General features: G+C 57.2%; 20 protein-coding genes. 10 read left to right on the top strand and 10 right to left on the bottom strand.

Annotated elements, in window-relative coordinates; genetic code table 11:
• Positions 1-19: 19 nt before the first annotated feature.
• Entirely contained in the window at positions 20-2,173 is a 2,154-nt protein-coding gene (locus G512_RS0113220) for a two-component system response regulator (protein ID WP_028482134.1), read from the bottom strand.
• Between the two features lie 579 nt (positions 2,174-2,752).
• Here G512_RS0113220 and G512_RS0113225 point away from each other — a divergent pair.
• Positions 2,753-3,685, top strand: coding sequence for a glycosyltransferase family 4 protein (locus G512_RS0113225; protein ID WP_051269338.1), 933 nt, complete (start codon positions 2,753-2,755; stop codon positions 3,683-3,685).
• Here the strand turns inward: G512_RS0113225 and G512_RS21125 are convergent.
• From G512_RS21125 to G512_RS0113260, 7 genes are all read right to left on the bottom strand, one after another.
• Entirely contained in the window at positions 3,666-4,613 is a 948-nt protein-coding gene (locus G512_RS21125) for a glycosyltransferase family 2 protein (RefSeq protein ID WP_073833458.1), read from the bottom strand. The genes G512_RS0113225 and G512_RS21125 overlap by 20 nt on opposite strands.
• Positions 4,504-5,400, bottom strand: a complete 897-nt coding sequence (locus G512_RS21130) for a glycosyltransferase family 2 protein (RefSeq protein WP_073833461.1) — start codon at positions 5,398-5,400, stop codon at positions 4,504-4,506. Before G512_RS21130 ends, G512_RS21125 begins: the two co-directional genes overlap by 110 nt.
• 148 nt (positions 5,401-5,548) lie before the next feature.
• Positions 5,549-6,685, bottom strand: coding sequence for an ABC transporter ATP-binding protein (locus G512_RS0113240; protein WP_028482136.1), 1,137 nt, complete (start codon positions 6,683-6,685; stop codon positions 5,549-5,551).
• An 18-nt stretch (positions 6,686-6,703) separates the two neighbouring features.
• Entirely contained in the window at positions 6,704-8,371 is a 1,668-nt protein-coding gene (locus G512_RS0113245; RefSeq protein ID WP_051269342.1) for an alpha-glucosidase family protein, read from the bottom strand.
• Positions 8,372-8,376: 5 nt separating this feature from the next.
• Positions 8,377-9,204, bottom strand: a complete 828-nt coding sequence (locus tag G512_RS0113250; RefSeq protein WP_028482138.1) for a carbohydrate ABC transporter permease — start codon at positions 9,202-9,204, stop codon at positions 8,377-8,379.
• Positions 9,205-9,212: 8 nt separating this feature from the next.
• A complete protein-coding gene (locus G512_RS0113255) occupies positions 9,213-10,178 on the bottom strand; it encodes a carbohydrate ABC transporter permease (RefSeq protein ID WP_028482139.1) in 966 nt (321 codons plus the stop codon).
• A 99-nt stretch (positions 10,179-10,277) separates the two neighbouring features.
• Positions 10,278-11,543 carry an ABC transporter substrate-binding protein gene (locus tag G512_RS0113260; RefSeq protein ID WP_028482140.1) on the bottom strand — a complete coding sequence of 422 codons (1,266 nt, stop codon included), beginning with the start codon at positions 11,541-11,543 and terminating at the stop codon, positions 10,278-10,280.
• A gap of 479 nt (positions 11,544-12,022) precedes the next feature.
• Here G512_RS0113260 and G512_RS0113265 point away from each other — a divergent pair, with 479 nt between their 5' ends.
• The 9 genes from G512_RS0113265 (at position 12,023) to G512_RS0113310 (ending at position 21,877) form a co-directional block, all read left to right on the top strand.
• Positions 12,023-13,078, top strand: coding sequence for a LacI family DNA-binding transcriptional regulator (locus G512_RS0113265; protein WP_028482141.1), 1,056 nt, complete (start codon positions 12,023-12,025; stop codon positions 13,076-13,078).
• Between the two features lie 239 nt (positions 13,079-13,317).
• On the top strand, positions 13,318-14,481 hold the full coding sequence (locus G512_RS0113275) for an acetyl-CoA acetyltransferase (RefSeq protein ID WP_028482142.1): 1,164 nt from the start codon (positions 13,318-13,320) through the stop codon (positions 14,479-14,481).
• Between the two features lie 283 nt (positions 14,482-14,764).
• On the top strand, positions 14,765-16,228 hold the full coding sequence (gene cysG, locus G512_RS0113280; protein WP_051269343.1) for a siroheme synthase CysG: 1,464 nt from the start codon (positions 14,765-14,767) through the stop codon (positions 16,226-16,228).
• 11 nt (positions 16,229-16,239) lie between these two features.
• Positions 16,240-16,545, top strand: coding sequence for a DUF2849 domain-containing protein (locus tag G512_RS0113285; RefSeq protein ID WP_028482144.1), 306 nt, complete (start codon positions 16,240-16,242; stop codon positions 16,543-16,545).
• 12 nt (positions 16,546-16,557) lie between these two features.
• Positions 16,558-18,216 (top strand): nitrite/sulfite reductase, encoded by a 1,659-nt coding sequence (locus G512_RS0113290; protein ID WP_028482145.1) that lies wholly within the window; start codon positions 16,558-16,560, stop codon positions 18,214-18,216.
• A complete protein-coding gene (locus tag G512_RS0113295; RefSeq protein ID WP_028482146.1) occupies positions 18,203-18,961 on the top strand; it encodes a phosphoadenylyl-sulfate reductase in 759 nt (252 codons plus the stop codon). Before G512_RS0113290 ends, G512_RS0113295 begins: the two co-directional genes overlap by 14 nt.
• 7 nt (positions 18,962-18,968) lie before the next feature.
• The gene (locus G512_RS21135) at positions 18,969-19,490 is read left to right on the top strand and encodes a DUF934 domain-containing protein (RefSeq protein WP_036489807.1); all 522 of its coding nucleotides are present in this window, start codon (positions 18,969-18,971) and stop codon (positions 19,488-19,490) included.
• Positions 19,491-19,625: 135 nt separating this feature from the next.
• Positions 19,626-21,101: an aldehyde dehydrogenase family protein gene (locus tag G512_RS0113305; protein ID WP_051269347.1), complete on the top strand. Its 1,476-nt coding sequence runs from the start codon at positions 19,626-19,628 to the stop codon at positions 21,099-21,101.
• 23 nt (positions 21,102-21,124) lie between these two features.
• Positions 21,125-21,877, top strand: a complete 753-nt coding sequence (locus G512_RS0113310) for an SDR family oxidoreductase (RefSeq protein WP_028482148.1) — start codon at positions 21,125-21,127, stop codon at positions 21,875-21,877.
• A gap of 11 nt (positions 21,878-21,888) precedes the next feature.
• On the opposite strand, the gene G512_RS0113315 is transcribed toward G512_RS0113310, so the two are convergent.
• Together G512_RS0113315 and G512_RS0113320 are read right to left on the bottom strand one after the other, a co-directional pair.
• The gene (locus G512_RS0113315) at positions 21,889-23,172 is read right to left on the bottom strand and encodes a diguanylate cyclase domain-containing protein (protein ID WP_208975018.1); all 1,284 of its coding nucleotides are present in this window, start codon (positions 23,170-23,172) and stop codon (positions 21,889-21,891) included.
• Between the two features lie 239 nt (positions 23,173-23,411).
• Positions 23,412-24,812 (bottom strand): glutamine synthetase family protein, encoded by a 1,401-nt coding sequence (locus G512_RS0113320; RefSeq protein ID WP_028482150.1) that lies wholly within the window; start codon positions 24,810-24,812, stop codon positions 23,412-23,414.
• Positions 24,813-24,849: the final 37 nt, after the last annotated feature.

Consider the following 24,849-nt stretch of genomic DNA (forward strand, 5'->3'; position numbering starts at 1 on the left):
GCAGTCGTTTCCGTTCTCGTTATCCGGTACTGGCCACCAGTAGCGAGCTTTTGGAGTCCAAAAGCTCACGAAACTGATCTGCTGGCATGGGACGGCCATAATAGTAGCCTTGCGCATAAAGGCAGCCGGCCTCGCGCAAATAGGCAACTTGTTCGGGCGTTTCGATGCCTTCGGCAATGACCTCCAGTCCAAGGCTCTTGCCAAGACCTATTATGGCGTTGGCAATGGCGGCATCATTGGGGTCGTGCTCGAGGTTCTTGATGAAACAACGATCGATCTTCAACCCGTTGATGGAGAAGCGGCTGAGATAGGACAACGAGGAATAGCCCGTGCCGAAGTCATCTATAAAGACACGCGATCCCATGCGCTGAATCTGTTTCAGCTCCCGCTCCACCACCTCCGAACCGTGCATCACGATATGCTCGGTGATTTCGATCTCCAGAGCCGAGGCCCTGAGGCCGGAATTGTCGAGTGCCATCTCCAGAAGGCTGGGAACGTTCTGCTTGCGAAACTGAGTTGGTGACAGGTTGACCGCAACCCTGAGGTCATCATGCCCCATATCATGCCAGCGTTTTGCTTCGGCGCAGGCGGCCGTGACCACCCATTCGCTGATGGGAATGATGAGGCCGGTCTCTTCGGCCATGGGCAGGAAAACGAGCGGCGACACGACGCCGTGTCCCGGCCGGTTCCAGCGCAGCAAGGCTTCGGCGCCGACAATCTCGTTGGTTTGCAGGTTCACCTGAGGTTGGTAGTAAAGCTCGAATTGTTCGGACAAGACCGCATGGCGCAGTTCTGCTTCCAGCGCGATGCTTTGACGGGCGTCATGGTCCATCGTGGTTGAGAACAGGCGGTAGACATTGCCTCCCTCCGCCTTGGCTTGATACATGGCCATGTCCGCGTGCCGCAGCAGTTCCTCACTGCCGATGCCGTCTTCCGGATAACGGGTGATGCCGATGCTGGCGCCAGTTCGAAGTTCCTGGCCATCAATGTAAAACGGCTCTTCAAGCACGTCCACGATGCGCCGCGCTAGTGTCAATGTATCATCCGGCCCGCGAATGTCCGTTTGCAAAATGGCGAATTCGTCGCCGCCCATGCGTGCCACCAGATCCGACTGCTTCACGCAGCTTTGCAGGCGCTCGCCAACCATTTCCAGAAGTCGGTCGCCGGATCGGTGCCCCAGTGCATCGTTGATTGGCTTGAACCGGTCCAGATCCAGAAAGTGCAGGGCGAAAATCTTGCCGCTTTTTCGGCAGGCGTTGATCTGTTCTTCAATGCGCAGCGTCAGCAGTGTCCGGTTCGGCAGGTCCGTCAGGCTGTCGTGGTGGGCAATGTGCAGAAGATGGGCTTCGGCCCGTTTCCGGTCCGTGATTTCGGTGGAGGTGGTGACCACATGCGTGACATTGCCATAACCATCCAGCAATGGGCTCTTGGTGACCAGAAAAAAACGGATATGGCCCATCGGGTCAGGGATCTCCACCTCATACGGCGGCAGGGCGCGCCCGCTGGAGAAGATCTTCAAGTCCAGCCGCTTGTTGCGCTCGCGCGCGACTTCCGTCAACTGGCCATAAAAGTCCAGCCCCACCCATTCGTGGGAGGGCTTGTTCATGAACTCGCCCCAGGCCGCATTGGCAAAGGCACAGCGCCCGCCAGTGTCTACCGCAGTGACCATGGCAGGCAGGCTGTCGATGACTTGTCCCAGGCGCTCGATGGAGTTGCGCAGCTCTTCTTCGTGCTGGCGCTCCACGTTCATCAACTCGCGCTCCAGATTGGACGCGCGCGATTTGGCGGCGAGTTGTTCCTTGCGCAAGGCCAGCAAGTTGCGGGCCCGGCTCAGAAATTCGTTATGGTCAACGGGACTTTGCAGAAAATCGGTGGCCCCGGCTTCCAGCGCTTTTATGCGGAAGGTCCTGTCCGAAAACGCGGTGATGACCATGACCGGCACGTCCTGACAGTCCTCTATGGCGCGGATGTGCGTTGTCAGGTCGGCGCCGTCCATTTCCGGCATGCTGTAATCAGTCACAACCAGATCCGGCGCCTGATGCTTCATGAAGGCAATCGCTTCAGACGGAGATGCAAAACAATGTGTTTTCACATCCTGAGCGACAGCAAGAGCCAGCCTCTTCAGGATGTTTCTATTAATGGCACGGTCATCGATGATTACGATGATCGACATAAGCTTCACCAATCACTTAGAGGCTGAAGGCATGGTCGCGGTGTGGGGTCTCTACTCTTGGAAAACACCTTCGCCTGAAATTTCAAGTACGGTTTTTGAAAGCTAGATGAAAACTCTTAATGAAGATAAAAGCGTTACATAAAAGTTTATCTAGTTTCATGTCGTAGGGGATGTGCGGCAATTCAAAAACTGTATCAGATGAGAATTTCCTAAATTTCTATTCTCTGTTTGACCCTGCAATACTTTTTCTTTGCGTGGTCATAAGTATGAGAAAAAACATTTATTCTCAGAGTTTTATGGGGTTGTTATTCAAGTATACCACTTCTATGAGGCCTGCATTAGTTTGGATGTGAGACTTGGTGGAGCCTCCCCTTTGGGAAAGGTTGAAGTGCATTTTACGTAAAGGGGAGTGGTTACTTGCGCATTGCTGTTATTTTGCCCCGTCACATGAAATTCAGCCCGTTGGGGGCAACCTCCATCGATCTTTGCGCGCACGACCTTGCACTTTTTAGTCGATATAAAAACTCCACAGTAATCTATGGATGTCATTGTTCTGCCCCGTTCAGGGACGTTGCTTTCGTGCCGGTGGGAAGTGGTCATCAGGTGGACCGCGCGCAGGTCAAACAAGCGCTGAAGGACGACCGTCCCGATGTGATCGTCGTGCACCAACATCTGCGCACCGCAACTCAGATCTGTGAGGACTTTCCCTCCACGCCCGTTGTTCTGCATCGCCATGGGCGTACCAAGCAGGACAAACTGCTGCGCCGATTGTTGAACCAGCGACACTACGGCGAACTTGAAGCCATCCTGTGGGTCAGCACTGCCATTCGCACCGCCTTTCTGCAGCAATATCCGCAATTCACGGACCGCAGCTGGGTGGTGCCCAACGGCATTGATACAACCCTTTGGGTGCCCACGAAAAAGGAAAACCGCTTGGCGTATGTCGGACGCGCCCGCGACGACAAGGGCCTCTCGGACCTGTTGGAGGGCGTACGCCGTGCGGGACTGGACGGCTGGACGCTCGATATGGTGCTGGCCATTCATGATGCGGAGGAGCGCGCCACCGCATACCGGCTGAAACAAGAGGCGGTGCGCCTCGGGTTGAGCCGAATTCGGTTCTGGGAAAATCTGAGTGCTTCGCAGGTCCGTGGTGTGCTTGGCGCAGCCCGCATCGCCGTTGCGCCCTCACGCGTTCAGGAAGGGTTTGGCCGCGTGGTCATTGAAGCCATGAGCTGCGGTGCAGCGGTCGTGGCAACACCCTCCGGCGGCTTCAAGGAGGCGGGCGGTAGTCATGCGTTCTACGTTCGGCCCAACTCACCGCAAGACATCGCGGGGGCGCTGCAAGCGTTGGTCTCTGACCCGGCCCAGTGCGAGGAGCGCGGCCGGATGGGCCGTCAGCACGTCATGCGCCATTTTGATGTGAGATCGGTAGCCCGCCAATTTGATGAGATGGTGGAAACAGTGGTCCACGGAGTGGCCGCAACCCGACGGGTTACAGCGCCAGTGCCTTGATGGTTTCTTGAAACACCCGGCCAGCAAGCGTGGCGCGGACCAGAGCGCGCTTGGCCAAGGTGATATCTGCACCCGCGCGCTTGCAACGCGCCAGAATGTGACGGGCAATGCGTGGCTTCAGTGGTGCTTTCGTCCGGCCGAGCGCAGATATGACTTCGGATACCAGAAACAGCGGCAAGTCATCTGCCGGCAGGTTTTGAAACTCCATCAGATTTGCTTCCCGCCGCAAGGTATTGAGAAGCACAGCATCGGCGATCAATCTGTAGCGGCGGTCGGGGTCGGCCGTAACCTGCCCGTCGTGAATGCGATATTGGGTCAACGCTTCCGGTAACGAGCCCAATTGCCATAGCCGGCTGAGCCGAAGATACAGATCATAGTCTTCCGCTCCATCAAAACGACTGCGATATCCACCAAGCCGTTTGACGGCCTCACTTCGAAACATGATGGAGGGGTGATAAAGGCAGTTCTTCTCGTGAAGTCGCTTGGCGATTGCCTCCGGCGTGGTCGGTGACGTCAAAACCCCGCGCGGTGTGCCGATGGCGTCAATGCGCTCCACGTCCGAGCCGCACAAGACCCAGTCGCTGTTGTGCCGCAGCGCCGCTACCTGCGTGCGCAGCCGCCTTGGCATGGCCAGATCATCGGCATCCAAGCGGGCGACGAACGGACTATCAATCTGCCTGAGCCCGGTGTTCAAGGCAGCGGAAATGCCGCGACCGGCGTTCTTGAGAAGGTGAAGGCGTGGCTCATCCTTCTGATAGGCCCTCAGAATGTCCATGGTGGCGTCCGTCGACCCATCATCCACCACAACAATGATGAAGTCACGGAAGGTCTGCGCCTTCAAGCTTTCCAGCATTGGCATCAGCGTCGGGGCGGCATTGCGCACGGGAATGAGAACGGTGACTGTAAATGCCGCTGTCGCCTCCAACATGGCTATGCTCCTTTTGTGCCCGGAGATACATTTCGTAGGACTTTGCAACCCGCAGAAAGCGGGCATAGGCGTGGGTGAGAGAAACAATCACGCCCCACCAGCCGTAGCGCCAATAGCGGCGCACCAGATAGGCCTTCACGAACGCCATGGGAAACTCGGTCACGAGCCGGTACCGGGGCAAGCGTCGTCCACGCTGCGCAAGATCAGCCACCTGCGCATCCGTGTAGGTGTTCAACTTGTCGATCTGATGGGCCAGAGAGCGAAGGCTGCGATGGGCGACCGGGTGCTTGAGCTGGCCAATGGGTGCCTCATCGGGTGGGCGTACCGTATCGTGCACGGGTGACGGGGAAAACCGACCGATCGAGCGGCGATAAAGCCGGATCTGGTTGTACCCATATGCAAATGAGGCGGGCGCCTCTTCATGGGGCCAGGTGTCCTTGATCGCCATGCGCCAGAAACTGGCGCGGCTGATGCCACCACTGCGAAAAAGGTTTTGTATTTCGGTTTGCAATTCGGGCGACAGGGCTTCATCTGCATCCAGATTCAGCGTCCAGTCATGGCGGCATTGGTCCTCGCCATAGCGTTTTTGCGGGCCGTACCCCGTCCATGACCGGGTGAAGACCCGCGCGCCAAAGCGCTGGGCAATCTCCACGGTGGCATCAGTCGATCCGCTGTCCACCACCACGATGTCATCAACCCACGATGCCACACTTGCCAGCGTGGATCCGATACGATCCGCCTCGTTACAGGCAATGATGAAAACGGAGAGGGGCAAAGTGTTGGACATGGCTCCCTGACGCAAAAAACTCCCGATACAAACCGTATCGGTTTTTCCTGCGAGGGCCTATTTCCAGATTATCGCCTCTCAATAGGCAGGGGCGCTGGGCATCCGTATGTCAAAAAGGCCCCAAAGCGGGGCCTTTCTGGGCTTTGGTTCAAACCAACTCGCTGGCTGCATGCGCGGGGGTATGGTGTCCAATATCTGCGTCGAAGGCGCGTGGCAGGGCCGTGTCATCCTTGCGGAACACGTGGCACAATGAGCCGGGTACCTCCAAAGCAATGGTATCGCCGTTTTTCAGCCGAGTGTCTCCCTTGCCTTGAACCGTCACCAACGTGCCATTGGCATCGCGGACATAGAGGAAGTGGCTTTCGCCAAGGGATTCGATCACTTCCACCACGCCTGTCATCGGACCTTCGGCACTGACGCTCAGGTGCTCTGGGCGAATTCCGACTTTGACCTGATCGCCCGTTGCCACGCCGTCCGCCGCTACGCTTGCAATTACAGTTCCTCCACCAGGCAGGGCGACTTCCACCCCGCGCTCTTGCAAGCTGACAACGCTGGACTTGATGAAGTTCATCTTTGGCGAGCCGATGAACCCGGCAACAAAGGCGTTTTGGGGGCGGTGATACAACTCGAGCGGGCTGCCTACCTGCTCCACACGGCCGGCATTCAACACCACGATGCGATCGGCCAGCGTCATGGCCTCGGTCTGGTCGTGGGTCACATACACCATCGTGGCGTTCATTTCCCTGTGCAGCTTGGCAATCTCGATGCGCATCTGCACCCGCAGGGCGGCATCCAGATTGGACAGGGGCTCGTCGAACAGGAACACCTTTGGATTGCGCACGATGGCCCGGCCAATGGCTACACGCTGGCGCTGGCCGCCGGAAAGCTGCTTGGGCTTGCGGTTCAGCAACGGAGTGAGTTCAAGAATCTCGGCCGTTTCCGCCACCTTCTTGAAGATTTCCTCTTTGGAAACTTTGGAGAGCTCCAGCCCAAACGCCATGTTTTCAAACACGCTCATGTGAGGATAAAGCGCATAGGACTGGAACACCATGGCGATCTTGCGCTCCTTGGGCGAGCGCTGGTTGACCAGCGCTTCGTCAATGTAGAGCTCGCCATCGGTAATGTCCTCCAACCCGGCGATCAACCGCAAAAGGGTGGACTTTCCGCAGCCCGACGGGCCAACAAAGACGATGAACTCGCCTTTCTTGATGTCCAGATCCACGCCGTGAATAACGCGGGTAGATCCGAAGTCCTTGTAGACCCCTCTCAGGGTAACATCTGCCATCGTCTTGTCCTCCCCTTGTCACGCCTGCCGTTTGAAAAAGGCGCACTGCCATGCGGGCAATGTCACCACCTTGCCATCCAGCGTGCATGTGAACCCATGTCCGTCCAGCGGTTCTGTCACGCCCTGACCCGTCAGGCTGACGGTTTTTTCGTTGCTGCTCAAGTTGAATACGCACAGAAGGCTCTGTCCCTCGAGCGTTCTGGTAAAGCCAAGCACATCAGCCTCCAGTTGGACAAAACTCATGTCCCCCTTTATGAGGGCAGGCTGGGTGCGGCGCCAGGCAAAGAACCGACGTGCCTTGTTCAGGGTCGAGTTCGGGTCCGCGTCCTGAGCGCTGACGCTCTGCTCAATGTGGCGCGGGTCTACCGGCAGCCATGGCTTGCCGGTCGTAAAGCCGCCGTTGGGAGAGTTGGCTTCCCATGCGATAGGCGTGCGGCAACCGTCGCGGCCCTTGAAATTGGGCCAGAACTCGATCCCATACGGGTCTTGCAAGTCCTCGAAGGCCACATCAGCTTCTGCAAACGCCAGTTCTTCCCCCTGATAGATGCAGGGGCTACCGCGCAAACTGCCCACAACGGCCAGCAGCACAGCCGCAGCTTCAGGGCTTTCGCGTCCGTCTTCCAGTCGGGAGATGACGCGCGTCACATCGTGGTTGGACATGGCCCAACTGGCCCACCCGTCGTTGATGGCAGCTTCAAGCTTGCTGACCTTGTCGCGTATGTAGGCCGGGGTCTGTGCGCTCGTGAGCAGGTCAAAGCTGTAAGCCATGTGGAGCCGGTCGTTTCCGGCCGTATAGTCGGCGATGATCTGGTGCGGGTCTTCGTCGGCGCCGATCTCGCCGACCATGGTGCTGCCCGGATATTCGTCCAGAACAGCCCGCAGCTTGTTCAAAAACGCGATATTTTCGGGCCGTGTCTTGTCATAGATGTGCTGCTGATGGCTGTAGGGGTTGGTACGCGGCGTGGAGACTGTGCCGTATTCCTCCGGCTTGGGCGGGTTGTCGCGCAGGTCCTTGTCATGAAAATAGAAGTTGGCCGTGTCCAGACGGAACCCGTCAACACCGATCTTCAACCAGAAGCGCGCCGCGTCCAGAACGGCCTTTTGCACGTCTTCATTGTGGAAGTTGAGATCTGGCTGCGTGCGCAGGAAGTTGTGCAAGTAATACTGGTTGCGACGGGTGTCCCACTGCCAGGACGAGCCGCCGAATACGGATAGCCAGTTGGTGGGAGGGGTGCCGTCCGGTTTGGCATCGGCCCACACATACCAGTCGGCTTTCGCGTTGGTGCGATCCTGGCGGCTTTCCTGAAACCAGGCATGCTGATCTGACGTGTGTGAGATCACAAGGTCGATCAACACCTTCAGGCCCAGCTCATGGGCACTGGTGACCAGCGTCTTGAAGTCATCCAGCGTTCCGAACATCGGGTCCACGTCTTCATAATCGGAAACGTCATAGCCGAAGTCATCCATGGGGGATTTCATGAAAGGAGAAATCCAGACTGCATCTGCGCCCAGTTTGGCAATGTAGGGCAGCTTGGAGGTAATGCCGGGCAAGTCGCCAATGCCATCGCCATTGCTGTCCATGAAGGAGCGTGGATACACCTGATAAATCACGGCACCGCGCCACCAATCGGCATTGGTTTGTGCGTCCACGGCCTGAGGGGTTGGGGTTGGTTTGAGGGCAGTCATGGGTCTTATCCTTTAACAGCACCGGCAGTGAGCCCGGCGACGATTTTTCTCTGGAACACGAGGACGAGCACAACGATCGGCACAGTAACGACCACGGAGGCTGCCATGATGCGGCCCCACGGCAATTCGAACTCGCTGGCACCGGACATGAGCGCAATGGCTACAGGTACGGTCCGTACGTCATTGGAAAGAGTGAAGGTGAGAGCAAACAGGAACTCGTTCCATGCGGCGATGAAAGCGAGCAATCCGGTGGTGACAAGCGCAGGCCACATCAATGGCAGGAACACGCGCCGAACGATGGTCCATGATGAGGCACCATCGACCAGCGCCGCTTCTTCCAGCTCCTTGGGCAACTCCCGCATGAACGTGGTCAGCACCCAGACGGTAAACGGCAGGGTCAGCACGGTGTTGGGGATGATCAGACCCGGCAGGGAGTTGTAAACCCCCAGTGCGCGGATCAACTCGAACATGCCGGAAAGAATGGCGACCTGCGGAAACATGGAGACGGACAGGATGGTCATCAGCAACAAGCCGCGTCCCCGGAAGGAAATCCGCGCCAGCGCATAGGAGGCGGTTACGGCGATGAACAGCGACAACACCACCACAGAGGTGGCGACTATGATCGAGTTCAGGATGTTCGTCCCGAAGGGTTGTGCAGTGAAGATACCGATATAGTTGTCGATGGTGCTGAAGTCCGGCACCAACGATGAGCTGAACAGTTCCGTGCCACTGCGGAACGAAGACAGTACCGCGTAGTAGAATGGAAAGATGGACAGCACCACCACGCACAGGATCAGGGCATAGAGAACACCGGTCTGTATGCGACGTTTCATGGTCTGGGTCATGATTGCGGCCCCTCCGAAAGCTTCACGTTGCCGGCCATCAGCGTGATCGTGGTCATCACCGCGACAATCAGGAACAACAGGGTCGCGGCAGCCGAGCCGTACCCGACTTCCTGAAAATCAACCAATTGCTGGCGGGCGTAGACGGACATGGACATGGTGTCCGCGGAGTTGGAGGTCAGAACATAGATCAGGTCGAAAATGCGCAGTGCATCCAGCGCTCGGAAGATGATGGCCACCATGAGTGCAGGTTTGATCAAGGGCAGGGTGACCTTGAAAAACACCCGAACCGGATGCACGCCGTCGACCCGTGCGGCCTCGTAAATGTCTCCCGGCAGCATTTGCAGGCCGGCAAGGATCAAAAGCGCCATGAACGGCGTTGTCTTCCAGACGTCGACCATGATCACGGCCCACATGGCCGTATCTGGATCCGCAGTCCAGGCGATGGGCTGGCTGATCAAGCCTATGGTGAGAAGAATTTCATTCAGAACGCCAAACTGGTCATGCAGCATCCAGCCCCACATTTGCGCGGAGACGACGGTGGGAATGGCCCAGGGAATGAGGACTGCAGCACGCACGAAGCCGCGCCCGCGAAACTCGGCGTTGAGCACCAGAGCGATGAACATGCCGAAGATGGTTTCAAGGCCCACTGAAACAACCGTGAACCAGATCGTGTTCCAGACCGCGTTCCACCAGTCCGGATCAACGAGCAGACCATAGGCCTCGCCATCGAACGTGACGTAGTAGTTTTCAAGGCCAATGAACGTCGTTCGTGACAGGTCGGATAGATTGGCATCGGTAAAGCCGAGCCAGATAGTGCGCAACAACGGCCAGCCGGCCACGACAGCCAATGTGATCAACATCGGCGACAGAAACAGCCAGGCAGAGCGAATGCGGTCGGATGTCAGCTTGGATTTGTGCGCTGACTTCTTGCCAGCGCCTGATGCGGACAGAGCAAGCGTCATCTGTCAAAACCTCCGTGCGAAGAGGGTGGTGCTCCAATCAGGCCGCAGGCCATCAGCGGAGATGGAAGGCGCCGCAGCAGGTTGCTGCGGCGCGCTGTCTTACCAGCCTCTGCGCTTGATGCGCTTGAGGTCGCGTTCAAGATCGGCAAGGCCGGCTTCGGCGTCTGTCTTGCCGCTCAGGATCTCGTGCACGGTGTTGTAGAAGGCGTTGGACACCTTGTTGTAGTTCGCGCCGGTCGCCCGAGACGGACGAGCCACAGCGTTGCTGAAGGTGTCCTGCAGTTGACCGATGAACGGGGCTGCCTCCAGGATTTCCGGGTCATCGTAGAGCGAAACGATGGTCGGGTTGTAAGACCCCTCAATGGCGCGGCGTTTCTGCTCGTCCTTGCGGGTGAGCCACATCACCAGATCAGCGGCTTCTTCAGGGTTCTTGGTGTACTTGGAAACGGCCAATTGCCAGCCGCCCAGAGCGCCGGTCTGTTTGCCATCTTCGCCGCCCTTGGGCAGCGCCATGACGCCAACCTTGCCCTTGACCGGAGAATCTTCACTTTGGGACAGGGCCCATGCATAAGGCCAGTTGCGCATGAACACCGCATTGCCGGACTGGAAGACACCGCGGGAATCTTCTTCCTGATAGTTCAGAACCCCTTCGGGCGCGATGGTGCCGATCCAGGTTGCTGCCAGATCAAGGGCTTCCACAGCATTCGGGTTGTTGACCGTGATGTCGCCTTCCGCATTCACGATGGAGCCGCCGTTGAAGCTGTCGATCCATTCCAGTGCATCGCAGGTCAGCCCTTCATAGGCCTTGGCCTGATAAACGAAGCCCCACATTTTTTCGTTGCCGGCCTCTCGTTCAGCATCCTGAATGGTCTTGGCCGTATCCGCCAGTTCCTGCCATGTTGTAGGTTCCGGCAGATCGTACTTTTCCAGTAGGTCCTTGCGGTAGTACAACAATCCTGCATCCGTGTAGGACGGCATGGCGACCAGCTTGCCCTGATAGGTGTTGTTCTCGATGATCGCGTCGAAGTGATCCTCTTCCGCCCCATTCGTGTAGGGTGAAAGATCCAGCAAGTGGCTGCCCAGAATACCCGGCCAGATCACATCGACCTCGAACACATCAATATCGTCGGACCCCGAGCCCAGGATCTGCTGATAGAGCGCAAGCTGATCGGTGGTCGAGGTTGGTACCGAAATCACGTTGACGGTGTGGCCGGTTTTCGCCTCCCACTCGGCCACGGCTTCCTTGCAAAGCTCCTGACCTTTTCCAACCGTGCCACAGGAAATGTTGAGTTCAACTGCGGCCGCGGAGCCGAAGCTGGCAAAAGAAAGTACTGCTGTCGCAAGAAGAGTTTGACGCAATGTCATAGGGACGTCCTCCGTTTCGTCCTGGCGGCAGATGAACGGAGTATCCCCCATCCGATCTCTGCCTGTTTCATCTCTCCACAATGAAAGGAGAGAGCGGAAAAGCACTATTTGTAATATATATCCAAAGCGCTTTGGATTAGAAGCGTGACCCAGCACCTGCTTTCTGTCAATAGTATATCAATGAAAAATTATAAGCTATGCCTGTTTTGCGCCGCAGAAATCAGCCGTTTTATCGAGAAAAATCAAGTGTCTATGGTCAATTACTTAAGTCTAATTGGGAGGGCGGATCCAGCTCGGGGTCGAGCGGATGGGGTTGTCAATCCAAAGCGCTTTGGTAATCTGGTGCCTGTGATATCTTTCGTGGGCGCTGGCGGGTCGAGATCAGTCGCGCTACCAGAGCAAGAACAGGATCGATGACAACGGGATGCTGTATTTGACGGCTAACCGATGACCTGAGGGAAACAGGTGGGGAGACAGCCATGAACTTGAAGACGCTCTCCGAGCATTTGGGTCTTTCCCCAACTACTGTGAGTCGCGCGCTGAATGGATATTCCGATGTGGCGCGGGAAACCCGCGAGCGGGTCGAACGCGCTGCGAGCGAGCTGGGATATCGTCCCAATGCCAATGCCAAACGGTTGGCTACCGGTCGTTCCAGCATCATTGGTGTTTCGTTCCCCACCGGGCGCAACATGCTGGTCGACCCGCACTTCATCGACTTCCTGGCAGGGTTGTCCGAAGAAGCCGCAGCTCTGGATCACGATATCCTGATTTCGGCCATCAAGGATGATGTTGGTGAAGCGTACAAGCGAATGGCGGCCAAGGGCACCGTGGATGCGCTGGTGCTGCTCGGGCTGCATCTGAACAATGATGTTTTGGAACTGATGCAAGGCCTCAAGCTGCCCTTCATTGTCCACGGCCGCATTCCTTCCGACTTTGCCTACGCTTATCTGGACATCGACAATCACGGCGCGCTGGTGCAGGCCACCCGGTTAATGCTGCAACTGGGACATACGCGCATTGCCAATCTGGATGGCCCTGTCAATCAGAGCTTTTCAAAGGCGCGGGCAGAAGGCTGGCGGGAGGCCTTGCAAGGTGCGGGCATCACGCCGGAGCCCGCCTATCTGCGACACGGCCAGATGACGGAGGAAAACGGCTACATCTTTGCCCGTGAACTGATGGCATTGCCGACGCCGCCGACCGCGTTGATCTGTTCGAGCGTGATCATGGCCAGCGGGGTGTATCGGGCTTGCCGCGAGTTGGGGCTGTCCATCGGGTCGGATGTGTCCGTCATGGCTCATGATGATGACCTGCCCTTGTTCTATCCGGAAAGAATGGATCCGCCTCTTACCGTGACCCGATCGCCCATTCGCGCGGCTGGCTGTGAAATGGCGCGCATGGTGATCAACCTCATCAACGGCGCCAGCATTCAGGACTGCCAACAGGTATGGCCTGTGGATTTGATATTCAGAGCCTCTACGGCGCCTCCGATCAGCAAACCGGGCTCGGCTGTTGGTGGAGCGGAAAAAAACTCCTGAAAGGCGGCGATCCAGGGACATTCTCCCTCAAATGACGGGATCAGGGATGCAAGGCAAACAGGCATTTCTCAACGGCCGTTTTTGCTTGAGCCGGGCCTCCATCGGCACCCGCGTAAAACATGAGGCAGCTTAAACCTACGTATTATTGCGCCTGCGAGAGGAGGGTGGAACGATCCCGGCATTGACGCAGCGGCCCGCGGGAGTAGAGGGGCGCCGCCAAGCCAGTCAGGGAGACACTCATGGCCGCCATTATTGGATGGGCTCACTTGCCGTTTGGCAAGTTGGCCGACGAAACCGTTGAAACACTCATCACCAAGGTTGCCACGGATGCAATTGCCGATGCCGGGCTGCATCCAGAAGACATCGACGAGATCGTGTTGGGGCATTTCAACGCCGGATTTTCGGCGCAGGATTTCACGGCCAGTCTGGTGCTTCAAGCCAGCGACAAGCTCCGCTTCAAACCCACCACGCGGGTGGAAAATGCGTGTGCAACCGGGTCGGCAGCCGTGCATCAGGGCGTGAAAGCCATTGCCGCGGGAAGCGCCAAAAAGGTTTTGGTTGTGGGTGTGGAGCAGATGACGACCACGCCGGGACCGGAAATTGGCAAGAACCTTCTCAAGGCGTCCTACCTTCCCGAAGATGGTGACACGCCCGGCGGCTTCGCCGGTGTGTTTGGCAAAATCGCCGGCATGTATTTCCAAAAATACGGCGATCAAAGCGAAGCCTTGGCCCATATTGCTGCCAAGAACCACAAGAACGGTGTCGACAATCCTTACGCCCAGATGCGCAAGGATCTGGGGGTGGAGTTCTGTCTTAATGAATCCGAGAAAAATCCGTTCGTGGCTGGTCCGTTGAAACGCACGGACTGTTCTCTGGTCTCGGATGGGGCGGCGGCGCTGGTAATCACGGACACGGAAACGGCGCTGGGCGCGAACAAGGCCGTCGCGTTTCGCAGTATGGCTCATGTTCAGGACTTTTTGCCCATGTCGAAACGCGACATCCTGAAGTTTGAAGGCTGTGCGGAAGGATGGCGGCAAGCATTGGAGCGCGCCGGGATCACAATTGAAGATCTTGATTTCGTTGAAACCCACGACTGTTTCACGATTGCGGAGCTGATCGAGTATGAAGCCATGGGGTTGGTGCCGGAAGGCCAGGGCGCAACCGCCATTCTGGAGGGCTGGACACAGAAGGGCGGCAAGCTGCCGGTTAATCCATCCGGAGGCTTGAAGGCCAAGGGGCATCCCATTGGCGCAACAGGTGTGTCCATGCACGCCCTCACTGCCATGCAACTCACGGGCTCCGCTGGCGGCATTCAGGTCGAGGGGGCCGAACTGGGCGGTATCTTCAACATGGGCGGCGCCGCGGTGGCCAACTACGTTTCTGTCATGCAGCGCCTCAAGTAATGCCTTTTGCCATTCGAGATTGGTCATGAACCATCTCTTGAGTGCGAACATTTTCAGCGGACCTTGGGTTTCCCGGGTCCGCTTTCTCGTTTTTCTGACAAAAACGCATAGGTTTTCTTGAAGAAGGCGCGCTGGTTGGATTCATGTCCTGCGTTAAAGCGCGGTCGGGCAATGGAAATCCTTTTCTAAGATCCTGCTCGCCTTTGAAATGCCGTGCCCGGCCTCTTCGCGATCAAAGCCGTAGTCTGCCCCAAACGAAACACAGGCACCGGAGAAGAGCGGGATGCGGGCTGAAACCACTCCACAAAGCGCACAAGAGCGCAAATTGGCGGTCTTCCCCACCTTTCAAAAGGTGGCCGGGCGCACAGTTGTTGTTGTCGGGTCGGGGGGAGAAGCCGCACCGAAGGTAAGGCTGTTGGCACAAACACAGGCGCATATTCTGGTCATTGCGTCAGAGGAACCAGAGCCTGACCTGCTTGCAGCGGTCGACATGGCGGGAGCGGAACTCCGCCACGAACCCTTCCATGCAGATCACCTGAAGGGCGCTGCGCTCGTGTTTGGTGCCTCGGGCGAAGAGGAACAGGATCGAGCTGTCGTGGACGCGGGGCGGGCGGCCGGAATCCCTTCAAATGCCGTGGATCGCCCGGAACTCTGTGATTTTTATGTGGGTGCCTTGGTAAATCGCGCACCGGTAGCGGTCGCCATCACCTCGACAGGCGTCGGGCCTGTATACGCGCGTCATATCCGGGCAGCAATTGAAGCCATGCTGCCGCTGGAAGCGGGGCGTCTGGCCACATTGGCGGAAAACCTGCGCGATGCGGTTGCCACCGTAATCTCATCTGGTCGTTTGCGCCGCCGTTTTTGGGCGCGTTTTTTTTCGGGCAGTGTTGCGGCCCATGTGTTCAAGGGCGATGAGCAAAAAGCAAGACTGCAAATTCAGCGATTACTTCATGATGTTCGCGAGGAGACCGGCTATGTGTGGCTCGTCGGGGCCGGGCCGGGCGCTGAAGATCTCCTGACCTTGCGCGCCCAGCGGGTCTTGCAAGAGGCCGACGTGATCTACTACGACGCGCTGGTCCCGGAAGCCGTTGTCTCCATGGGGCGGCGAGATGCAGAGCGCATCAGTGTTGGCAAACGCAAGGGCCAGCATTCCGTCTCTCAAAAGGACATCAATGACCATCTTGTAGGCGCTGCGCGTCAGGGGAAACGTGTTGTTCGGTTGAAAGCTGGAGACCCGTTGATTTTTGGCCGCGCAGGAGAAGAAATGGCTGCCCTGCGCGAAGCTGAGATCGATTTTGAAGTTGTACCCGGGGTCACTGCGGCTTTTGCTGCCGCCGCATCAACACAACTGCCGCTGACATTGCGCGGTGTGGCGTCCTCGCTGGTTTTCGCCACGGGGCATGATCAGGACGGTCAGACGCTGCCTGGTTGGGCTCAACTTGCCCTGTCCGGCAGCACCACCGCAGTTTACATGGGCCGCACGGTGGCGGGCAAGATTGCCGCTCGCCTGCTGGCTGCAGGCCTGAAGGCAGAAACTCCCGTGTTGGCCGTGGAAAATGCTGCCCATCCCGATGAAAGGGTGTTTGCAGGCACCTTGCGTGAAATGACCCAACTTGCTGCGCGGGACGACATTTCAGGTCCGGTATTGATTGTGATTGGCGATGTGGTTGCTGAGGCGGACCTGTCTACCGCCTTGCCTCTTGCCCAAAAGACGGCGGATCGATTGCTGACGCCGGCTGCTGCCTGAGGAGATGTGCGATGAAAGTCATTACTGCAAACAGACTGCTGGATGGTGAGGTGGTTTGGCTTGGGCCGGACGGCAAGTGGGTGGAGGTTGTGGGCGACGCTCGCGTTTTCGAGGAGGCGAGCGAACTACAACAGGTTTTGCAATCAGAAACCGTTTCTGAAGAGCGTCAGGAAGTCGTTGGCGTTTACGAGATCGAGGTCGCCTACAAGGATGGTCGGCTGACACCAACGCGCTTGAGGGAGGCCATTCGCGCCCTTGGCCCAACCACCCATCCCTATCTTGGCAAGCAGGCCCGCCCCGAAAGTCCGGCTGCGTAAGGAGCATATGTCATGTACCGCTACGATGAGTTTGATCAGGAGTTTGTCAACGAACGCGTGGCCCAGTTCAAGGATCAGGTGCGACGCCGGCTCTCCGGAGATCTGACAGAGGAGCAGTTCAAGCCTCTGCGTTTGATGAATGGGCTCTATTTGCAGCTTCACGCCTACATGCTGCGCGTTGCCATCCCTTATGGCACGCTCAATGCCCGCCAGATGCGCAAGCTGGCCCATATTGCTCGTAGTTACGACCGCGGGTATGGGCATTTCACCACGCGCCAGAATATCCAGTTCAATTGGCCAACACTGGCGGATACGCCGAAAATACTTGAAGAGCTGGCAGAGGTGCAGATGCATGCCATCCAGACCTCTGGCAACTGCATAAGAAACGTGACATCAGACCAGTTCGCTGGTGCTGCGGATGATGAGTTCGCCGATCCTCGCGTTTATGCCGAAATTCTGCGGCAGTGGTCCTCTTTGCACCCTGAATTTTTGTTCTTGCCGCGCAAGTTCAAGATTGCCATCACGGGCGCGCCGCAGGACCGGGCAGCGGTGCAAGTGCACGATATTGGCTTGCAGCTGACCCAGAATGCTCAAGGTGAGGTTGGCTTTGTGGTCTTTGTTGGCGGCGGGCTGGGGCGCACGCCCATGGTTGGGCGCAAGGTGCGAGATTTCCTGCCGGAAAAGGATCTGCTGTCATACTGCGAAGCCATCTTGCGGGTCTATAATCGGTATGGTCGCCGCGACAACAAGTACAAGGCCCGGATCAAGATCTTGATGCATGAAACCGGCCTTGATGCCCTGAAGCAGGAGATCGAGACCGAGTTTGAAGCCGTCAAGCACACCTTCCTTGACTTGCCGCGCGAGGAGGTGGAGCGGATCAACGCCTATTTCGCGCCCCCCGCGTTTGAAACGTTGCCAGCTGTCAGCGAGAATTTCGAGGCTGAGAAACGCGCGACCCCGGTCTTTGCGGATTTCGTGCACCGCAATCTGAATGGCCACAAGGCCCCGGGGTATGCCAGTCTGACGATATCGTTGAAGCCTATCGGCGGCGCGCCAGGAGACGCTTCGGATGAACAAATGGAGGTGATAGCGGATCTTGCCGAGCGCTTCGGACATGATGAGATCCGTGTCTCCCATGAGCAGAACCTTGTTTTGCCGCACGTGAAACTGGATGATCTTCCGACGGTCTTCAAGATCTTGCAGGCAAATGGTCTTGCAACGCCAAACGCCGGTCTCGTGACCGACATGATCGCGTGCCCCGGGATGGATTATTGTGCGCTTGCCAATGCCCGGTCCATTCCCATTGCCCAGGAGATCTCACAGCGGTTTCACGACATAAAGCGTCAGCAAGATGTGGGGGACTTGAAGATCAAGATCTCTGGCTGCATCAATGCCTGCGGGCATCATCACGTTGGCCATATCGGCATTCTCGGTGTCGACCGCAAAGGCGAAGAATTCTATCAGATCACGCTGGGTGGATCGGCTGATCAGAACACGTCGATCGGCAAGATCATTGGACGTGGGTTCCCGGCAAACGAGATTGCTGACGCTGTGGAGACGGTTGTCGAGGCTTACCTTCAGAACCGCGTGGGGCCGGAGGAAACCTTTATCGAAACCTATCGCAGAGTGGGGGATGCCCCTTTCAAGGAGGCTCTTTATGGCACTGTCTGATGACGTGGTCACCTTGAGTGAGGAGGACCTTTTGGCTGTTGAGGCGGCGAGCTATGATCGTCGGTTTGGTCGCCGCGGTGCCAAGGAGATCCTGCGTATTGCCATTCGCGACCTCTTCGAGGGTGAGATTGCTCTGGTCTCGAGTTTCGGCGCGGATTCTTCCGTGTTGCTGCATCTGGTTTCGCAGATTGATCGCAATACACCGGTTGTGTTCGTCGATACTGGCAAGCTGTTTGGAGAGACGAAGCGCTATCGCGACGATCTGAGTGACCGGCTTGGCCTCACAGATGTGAGATCGGTATCACCTGCTGCGGAAGATCTGGCCGTTCATGATCCAAAGGGCCACCTTTGGGTCAGTGACAACGACCAGTGCTGTCACATTCGCAAGGTCCTGCCCCTGCAGCGGGCGCTGGGCGTGTTCAGTGCATGGATTTCCGGGCGCAAGCGCCACCAATCTGCCACGCGCGCAAGCCTGCCGTTTTTTGAGGTGGATGAGGGACGGATCAAGGTCAACCCACTGGCAGATTGGAGAGCCTCAGACATCCTTCAGTATGCCAGAGACCATGATTTGCCCCCGCACCCACTCGTCGCGGAAGGGTATCCGTCCATCGGCTGCATGCCGTGCACGGACAAGGTAGCTCCGGGTGAGGATCCGCGCGCGGGTCGCTGGCGGGGCATGGGCAAGGTGGAATGTGGCATTCATCTGCCCAACCACGGCAAGCAAATTGATGGCAGCGGCATTTGAGGGTGAGATGACATCAGAAGTGTACAAAGACGGCAAGATCCAGCCAGACGACTGGGTGGTTTTGAAGGAAGAGGATGCCTTTCCCTCTGAAGGCAAGTGGATCGTTCCGCTTGATCGTCTGGTGGAAAATGCGGCTGCCATGGCGCAAACAAAGGCCCGCATCGGGGCGCTTGTTCCTGCCGGGGGGGACGTCAGTCGTCTCGCGTCGCTCCTGGATCATTTGGATCTGGTGGCCATCGAGTTTCCCTCTTTCGCAGATGGACGCGGTTTTTCCGCAGCCCGGCTCCTGGCGGAGCGCTATCAATTCAAACGCGAAATTCGAGCCGTCGGCCCCTTTATCCTTGACCAGATCGGGTTCATGCAGCGCTGTGGCATCAACGCATTTGCACTGGATAATCCCAAGCTGCGCAAGGATCTGGAAGCTGGAAATCTCAACACCATTGACGTGTATACCCAGCCCGTTGGAACCCGCTCCGAGGTGCCGGTGGGAACCCGGCCGTGGTTGCGCCGAGCCTCATCACAACCCTGAGCCACCTATCAATTAGGCGAGGCCGGGGCCATTAATCGGTATACGCGCTATCCTCTACGTTGCTCTCCCTATTGGCTTCCTCTAAGGTTGAGGCCATGACCTAGGGTATTCGCGGCAATCGGGGAGGATGCTGTGATGACTTTCAAGACACGCGAAGGGGATACTCACCTGACCGCTTATGGTGCTTACGTGAATGGCACCATGTGTGCCGGATCATCCGGCGAGGTATTGGAGGTGCTTTCCCCGTCTGATGGCAAGGCCTTTGCCACGATTCCGCGTTGTACCGGGGCGGATGTGGGCCGTGCGGTCAAGGTAGCGCGGCAAGCCTATCAGGCGGACAGCTGGGCGGCGTTGACAGCCGCCGAGCGCGGGCGGATGCTCCTGAGGCTGGCGGATCTAATTCGCGACTATCATGAGGAGCTGGCAGCGCTGGAGGCGCGGGACACGGGAAAGCCGGTGTCTCAAGCTCGGGCTGATGCTGCGGCTGCGGCACGCTACTTCGAATTTTACGGTGGCGGCGCGGACAAGATTGGCGGCGAAACCATACCGGCAGCCAACGGGTTCCTCGCTGTGACCCTGCGCGAACCGCATGGTGTTGTTGGCGCCGTTATTCCCTGGAATTACCCCCTTCAAATATTCTCGCGCGTTGCCGGCGCTGCTTTGGCAATGGGCAATGCATTGGTGATCAAACCCGCAGAACATGCCTGTCTTTCCGTATTGCGTCTGGCTGAATTGGCCACAGAGGCGGGTATCCCTGACGGCATATTGAATGTTGTGACGGGATTTGGCGATGAGGTCGGCGCAGCGTTGGCTCATCATCCGGGCATTGATTTCTTGACCTTCACAGGCTCTCCGCAGGTCGGAACCCTGATTCAGGCAGCGGCGGCACGCAACCATATCGGGTGTACGCTGGAGCTTGGCGGCAAGTCGCCTCAAATCTTGTTTGAGGACGCGGATCTGGATCAGGCTCTACCCGTGGTTCGGAATGCCATCATTCAAAACGGGGGACAGACCTGCTCGGCGGGCAGCCGTGTGCTGGTGCATCAGCCGATTTATGATGAGGTGGTTGAGCGATTGCGCAACAAGTTCCGCGCTCTTGTCACTGGACCGCATGACAAGGATCTGGACATCGGCCCGTTGATCAATGCAGCACAGGCCCGGCGGGTCTCCGCGTTTTGCGAGCGCGCGAAAAGCGAGGGCATTCCGCTGATTGCAGAAGGGTCGATCGCCCCTGATGCCCCGAAGGACGGATTTTATACCACTGCGAAAATTTACGGGCCTGTGCCGCCAAACAGTGCCTTGGCTCAGGAGGAGGTGTTCGGGCCTGTACTTGCCGTCATTCCGTTCAGGGATGAAGCCGAGGCCGTTCATATTGCCAATGACACACCCTATGGGCTCGTTGCCGGTGTGTGGACCCGTGATGGTGCGCGGGGCCTCCGGGTGGCGCGCCAGATCCGTTCCGGTCAGGTCTTCATCAATGCCTACGGGGCTGGAGGGGGCGTGGAGCTTCCATTTGGCGGAGTAAAGAAGTCAGGTCATGGACGCGAAAAGGGGTTTGAGGCTCTGCGGGAGTTCTCGGTTCTCAAAACTCTGATCATCAATCACGGCTGACCAAAGATCGACTGGGAGGGGAAATGTCACCACGCCTTGAGGGAAAGTGCGCCATCGTCACGGGGGCCGGGTCTGGTTTTGGTGAAGGGATCGCCAAGCGTTTCGCGGAAGAGGGCGCCAGTGTGGTGGTCGCTGATCTGAACAGCGAAGCTGCGCGGCGTGTGGCGGCTGAAATCGGCGAGAACGCTGTTGCTTTGGCTGCAGACGTTGCGTTGGAAAAGGACGTGGCAGCCATGATGGAAGCCGCGCTCGCGATTGGTGGAAAGCTCGATATTCTCGTCAACAACGCTGGCTATACGCACCGCAACCAATCGCTTCTGGAGGTTGACGAGGAGGCATTCGACAGGATCTTTCAGGTAAATGCTAAGGCGATCTATCTTGCGACGTTGCAAGCCGTGCCTCTTATGGCCAAAAATGGCGGCGGAAGCATCATCACGACGGCGTCCACGGCAGGATTGAGACCCCGTCCGGGCTTGACCTGGTACAATGCTTCCAAAGGTTGGGCGATCACGGCGACCAAGTCCATGGCAGTGGAGTTGGCTCCCGACAACATTCGCGTCAATGCGCTATGTCCTGTGGCTGGCGAGACCGGCATGCTTGGCCTGTTCATGGGTGAAGACACGCCGGAAAAACGCGCGCAGTTCCGCAACTCCATACCGCTTGGTCGTCTTTCCACCCCACTGGATATTGCCAATGCGGCCTTGTGGTTGGCCTCGGACGAAGCGGCGTTCATTACTGGTGTGGCACTGGAAGTGGACGGCGGGCGCTGCGTTTGAGTGCAGGTGGGTCAGGCCGCGATGATGCGGTTGCGGCCAGATTCTTTGGCCTCATACAGACACCTGTCTGCAGTGCGCAAGGCATCGGACAAGGTGGCATCTGCCCCCGATGACAAGCCTACACTGATGGTGGAGTTGAAGACTTGCTCATCATGGCCGGGCAGCGTGATGGGCATGGAACTTCGCAGTTCACTCAGGAAGGCCCGGCAGGTCAACTCGTCAATATCGGGAAAGGCGACACAAAACTCATCCCCACCGATGCGCACGGCCTTGGCGCCTTTTGGCAGAAAGTCGCGAATGCGGTCAGCAATCGCGATGATCAGCTTGTCGCCGGTCTCATGCCCAAACTGATCGTTGATCTGCTTGAACTTGTCGATATCAATCATGGCATAGCGCATGGACAGACCCTGCTGCGCCATCTCTTGATGCTGCTTGTCAATCTCGTCGTGCAAATAGCGGCGGTTGAACAGTCCGGTCATCGGATCCTTGTTCGCCAGTTCCTTGAGTTCGCGGATACGTTCAAGACTTTCCAGGTTCTGAGAGATCCGCAGGATCAATTCTTCCGGTGTGCAGCTTTTGGCAACAAAGTCACTCGCGCCGCACTTTAAGAACTTGGCGGTAAGTTCAGCACTTGGCGTTGCGGAAATCCCAACAATGGCCAGTTCGTCGAAATTACGGAACCTGCGTGCTCGTTTCAGGGCTTCAAATCCGCTTATATCCGGCAATCCGTGATCAAGGATCAACAGCTGGATCTGCGGGTTGGCCTCAAGCAACCTGAGACCCTCCTCCCCACAGTCGGCCGTATGAACCTGAAGGCAGTAACGTTCGAGCCTTTCCTTCAAGATGGCTCGCTGCGCCCGCGCATCATCAACAACAAGAACGTGGGTGCGCATGTTCTTCTCAATTCGCTGAACAAGCTCCACCAGATAACTGAGGCTTGCCGGCGAGTCCTTCAGAACGTAATCAACGATACCCTTTTGAAGAATGGTTGCCCGCGTCTGCTCGTCAAAGCGCGCTGAAAAGACAATGGTGGGCAAACCGGCCTGAATGGCCAGATCAACCACCTCGCCATCCTGTGCGTCCGGCAAGGTCAGGTCCACCAAGGCCAGAAAAGGTTCGAAATCCGACCGCGCCAACAGCTCCTGCGCCTCAGCCAGAGTGCCGGCCGTTGTGACATCAAACAAGCCGCACTTGTCCAGTTCCGACTGGATGATACGGGCAAAGAAGTGCGCGTCCTCTACGAGCAAGATGGGCCGTTTGTGCGCCCCTTTCTTCGCGACCATCTGACTTTGCATTGATATATCCAACATAGCGGGAAAACGGCCCTAGAATCACATTGTGAAAATATTACCATCTTATTTAAAATTTCGATAAATTTTATCGAGGTGATGCATTCTGCATTATCAACGACTCGCCCGCCAGAGTAGAATGGGTGACGTAGCGGTTGCAGACTGCAAGGCAAAAAGAAACCTTCGTGAGTGTATTCAAATACTCACGAAGGTTGTATAAAACTAAAGTTCTAGAATGAGAAAAATTAAACGTTCATCAGCAAGTATTCCCGTTCCCACGGGCTGATGACTGACATGAATATTTCATGCTCTTCCAGTTTTATTGCTCGATAAGTCGAAACGAACTTCTCTCCAAAAACGCTGATGATGTCTTCGTTGTTTTCGAATGCCGCGACGGCATCAAGCAGAGAGCGCGGGATCGAACTGATCTGGTTCGAGCTGCTGTAGTCGCGAGGCGAGTCAGGCTCGATCTGTTTTTTGATGCCCAAGTATCCTGCCGCCATTGTAGCGGCAATCGCAAGGTAGGGGTTGGCATCAGAGCCGGGCAGTCGGTTCTCGATGCGCCGGGCTTCTGGAGAAGAGTTTGGTACCCGCAACCCGACCGTTCGGTTGTCTGCCCCCCAGAACAGGTTGCAAGGTGAAGTGCTGTTGCGGACAAACCGTCGATAAGAGTTGACGTAAGGTGCCACAATCGGTGTCAGTGCTGGCAAATAGGTTTGCAAGCCGCCTACGAAATGCCGGAATGTGTCGGTCATCTCGCCATCATCGTCGGAAAAGATGTTTCGTTGCGTGGCTCTGTCGATGATCGATTGATGAATGTGCATCGCCGATCCCGGCTGGCTCGACATGGGTTTTGCCATGAACGTGGCATACATGTCATGGCGCAACGCAGCCTCACGAAGCGTGCGCTTGAACAGGAAAACCTGATCTGCAAGCTCAAGTGGGTCACCGTGCCGCAGGTTGATTTCCATCTGCGCCGCGCCTTCCTCGTGAATCAGGGTGTCGATTTCCAGTCCCTGAGCCTCGGAGAGGTCATAAATGTCGTCGATCAGCTCGTCGAATTCGTTGAGGGCAGAGATGGAATAGCTCTGCCGGCCCACTTCGGGACGACCGGAACGGCCTATAGGGGGCTCCAGCGGGTAGTCGGGGTCCGTGTTGGGTTTCAGAAGATAGAACTCGACCTCCGGAGCCACGACGGCCGACCAGCCTTCATCCGAGTAAAGCTTCATGACATTCTTCAGCACGTTGCGGGGAGCCACATCATAGGCGCTTCCATCCTGAGTGCATGTGTCATGAATAATCTGCGCCGTTGGATCGGATTCCCACGGCACAATGGTCAGCGTTCGGTAGTCCGGAAAGAAAGCCAGATCTCCGTCTGTCGGATGATGCTGGAAACGGTGGTCATCTTCCGGGTAGTCGCCAGAAATGGTCTGCGCAAAAATGGAAGAGGGCATGGTCAGGGTCGACCCGGCAAAGAACTTTTCGGTCGGCATCATCTTGCCCCGTGCAACGCCGGCAATGTCGGGCACAATGCATTCAATGTCTTGAATGTTACGCTCCCGCAGCCAGGTGCGGGCTGCCTCAATGTCCTTTACGCCGCGTATCGCAGCTTCCTCATGATCGTCGTTATGTGCCTGTTGGTCCATGAGAGGGTCTCAAACCTGTGTTCGTCTACTATTCGTT

The sequence above is a fragment of the Pseudovibrio exalbescens DSM 16456 genome (genome assembly GCF_000422785.1).
In the GTDB taxonomy this organism is placed as follows: domain Bacteria; phylum Pseudomonadota; class Alphaproteobacteria; order Rhizobiales; family Stappiaceae; genus Pseudovibrio; species Pseudovibrio exalbescens.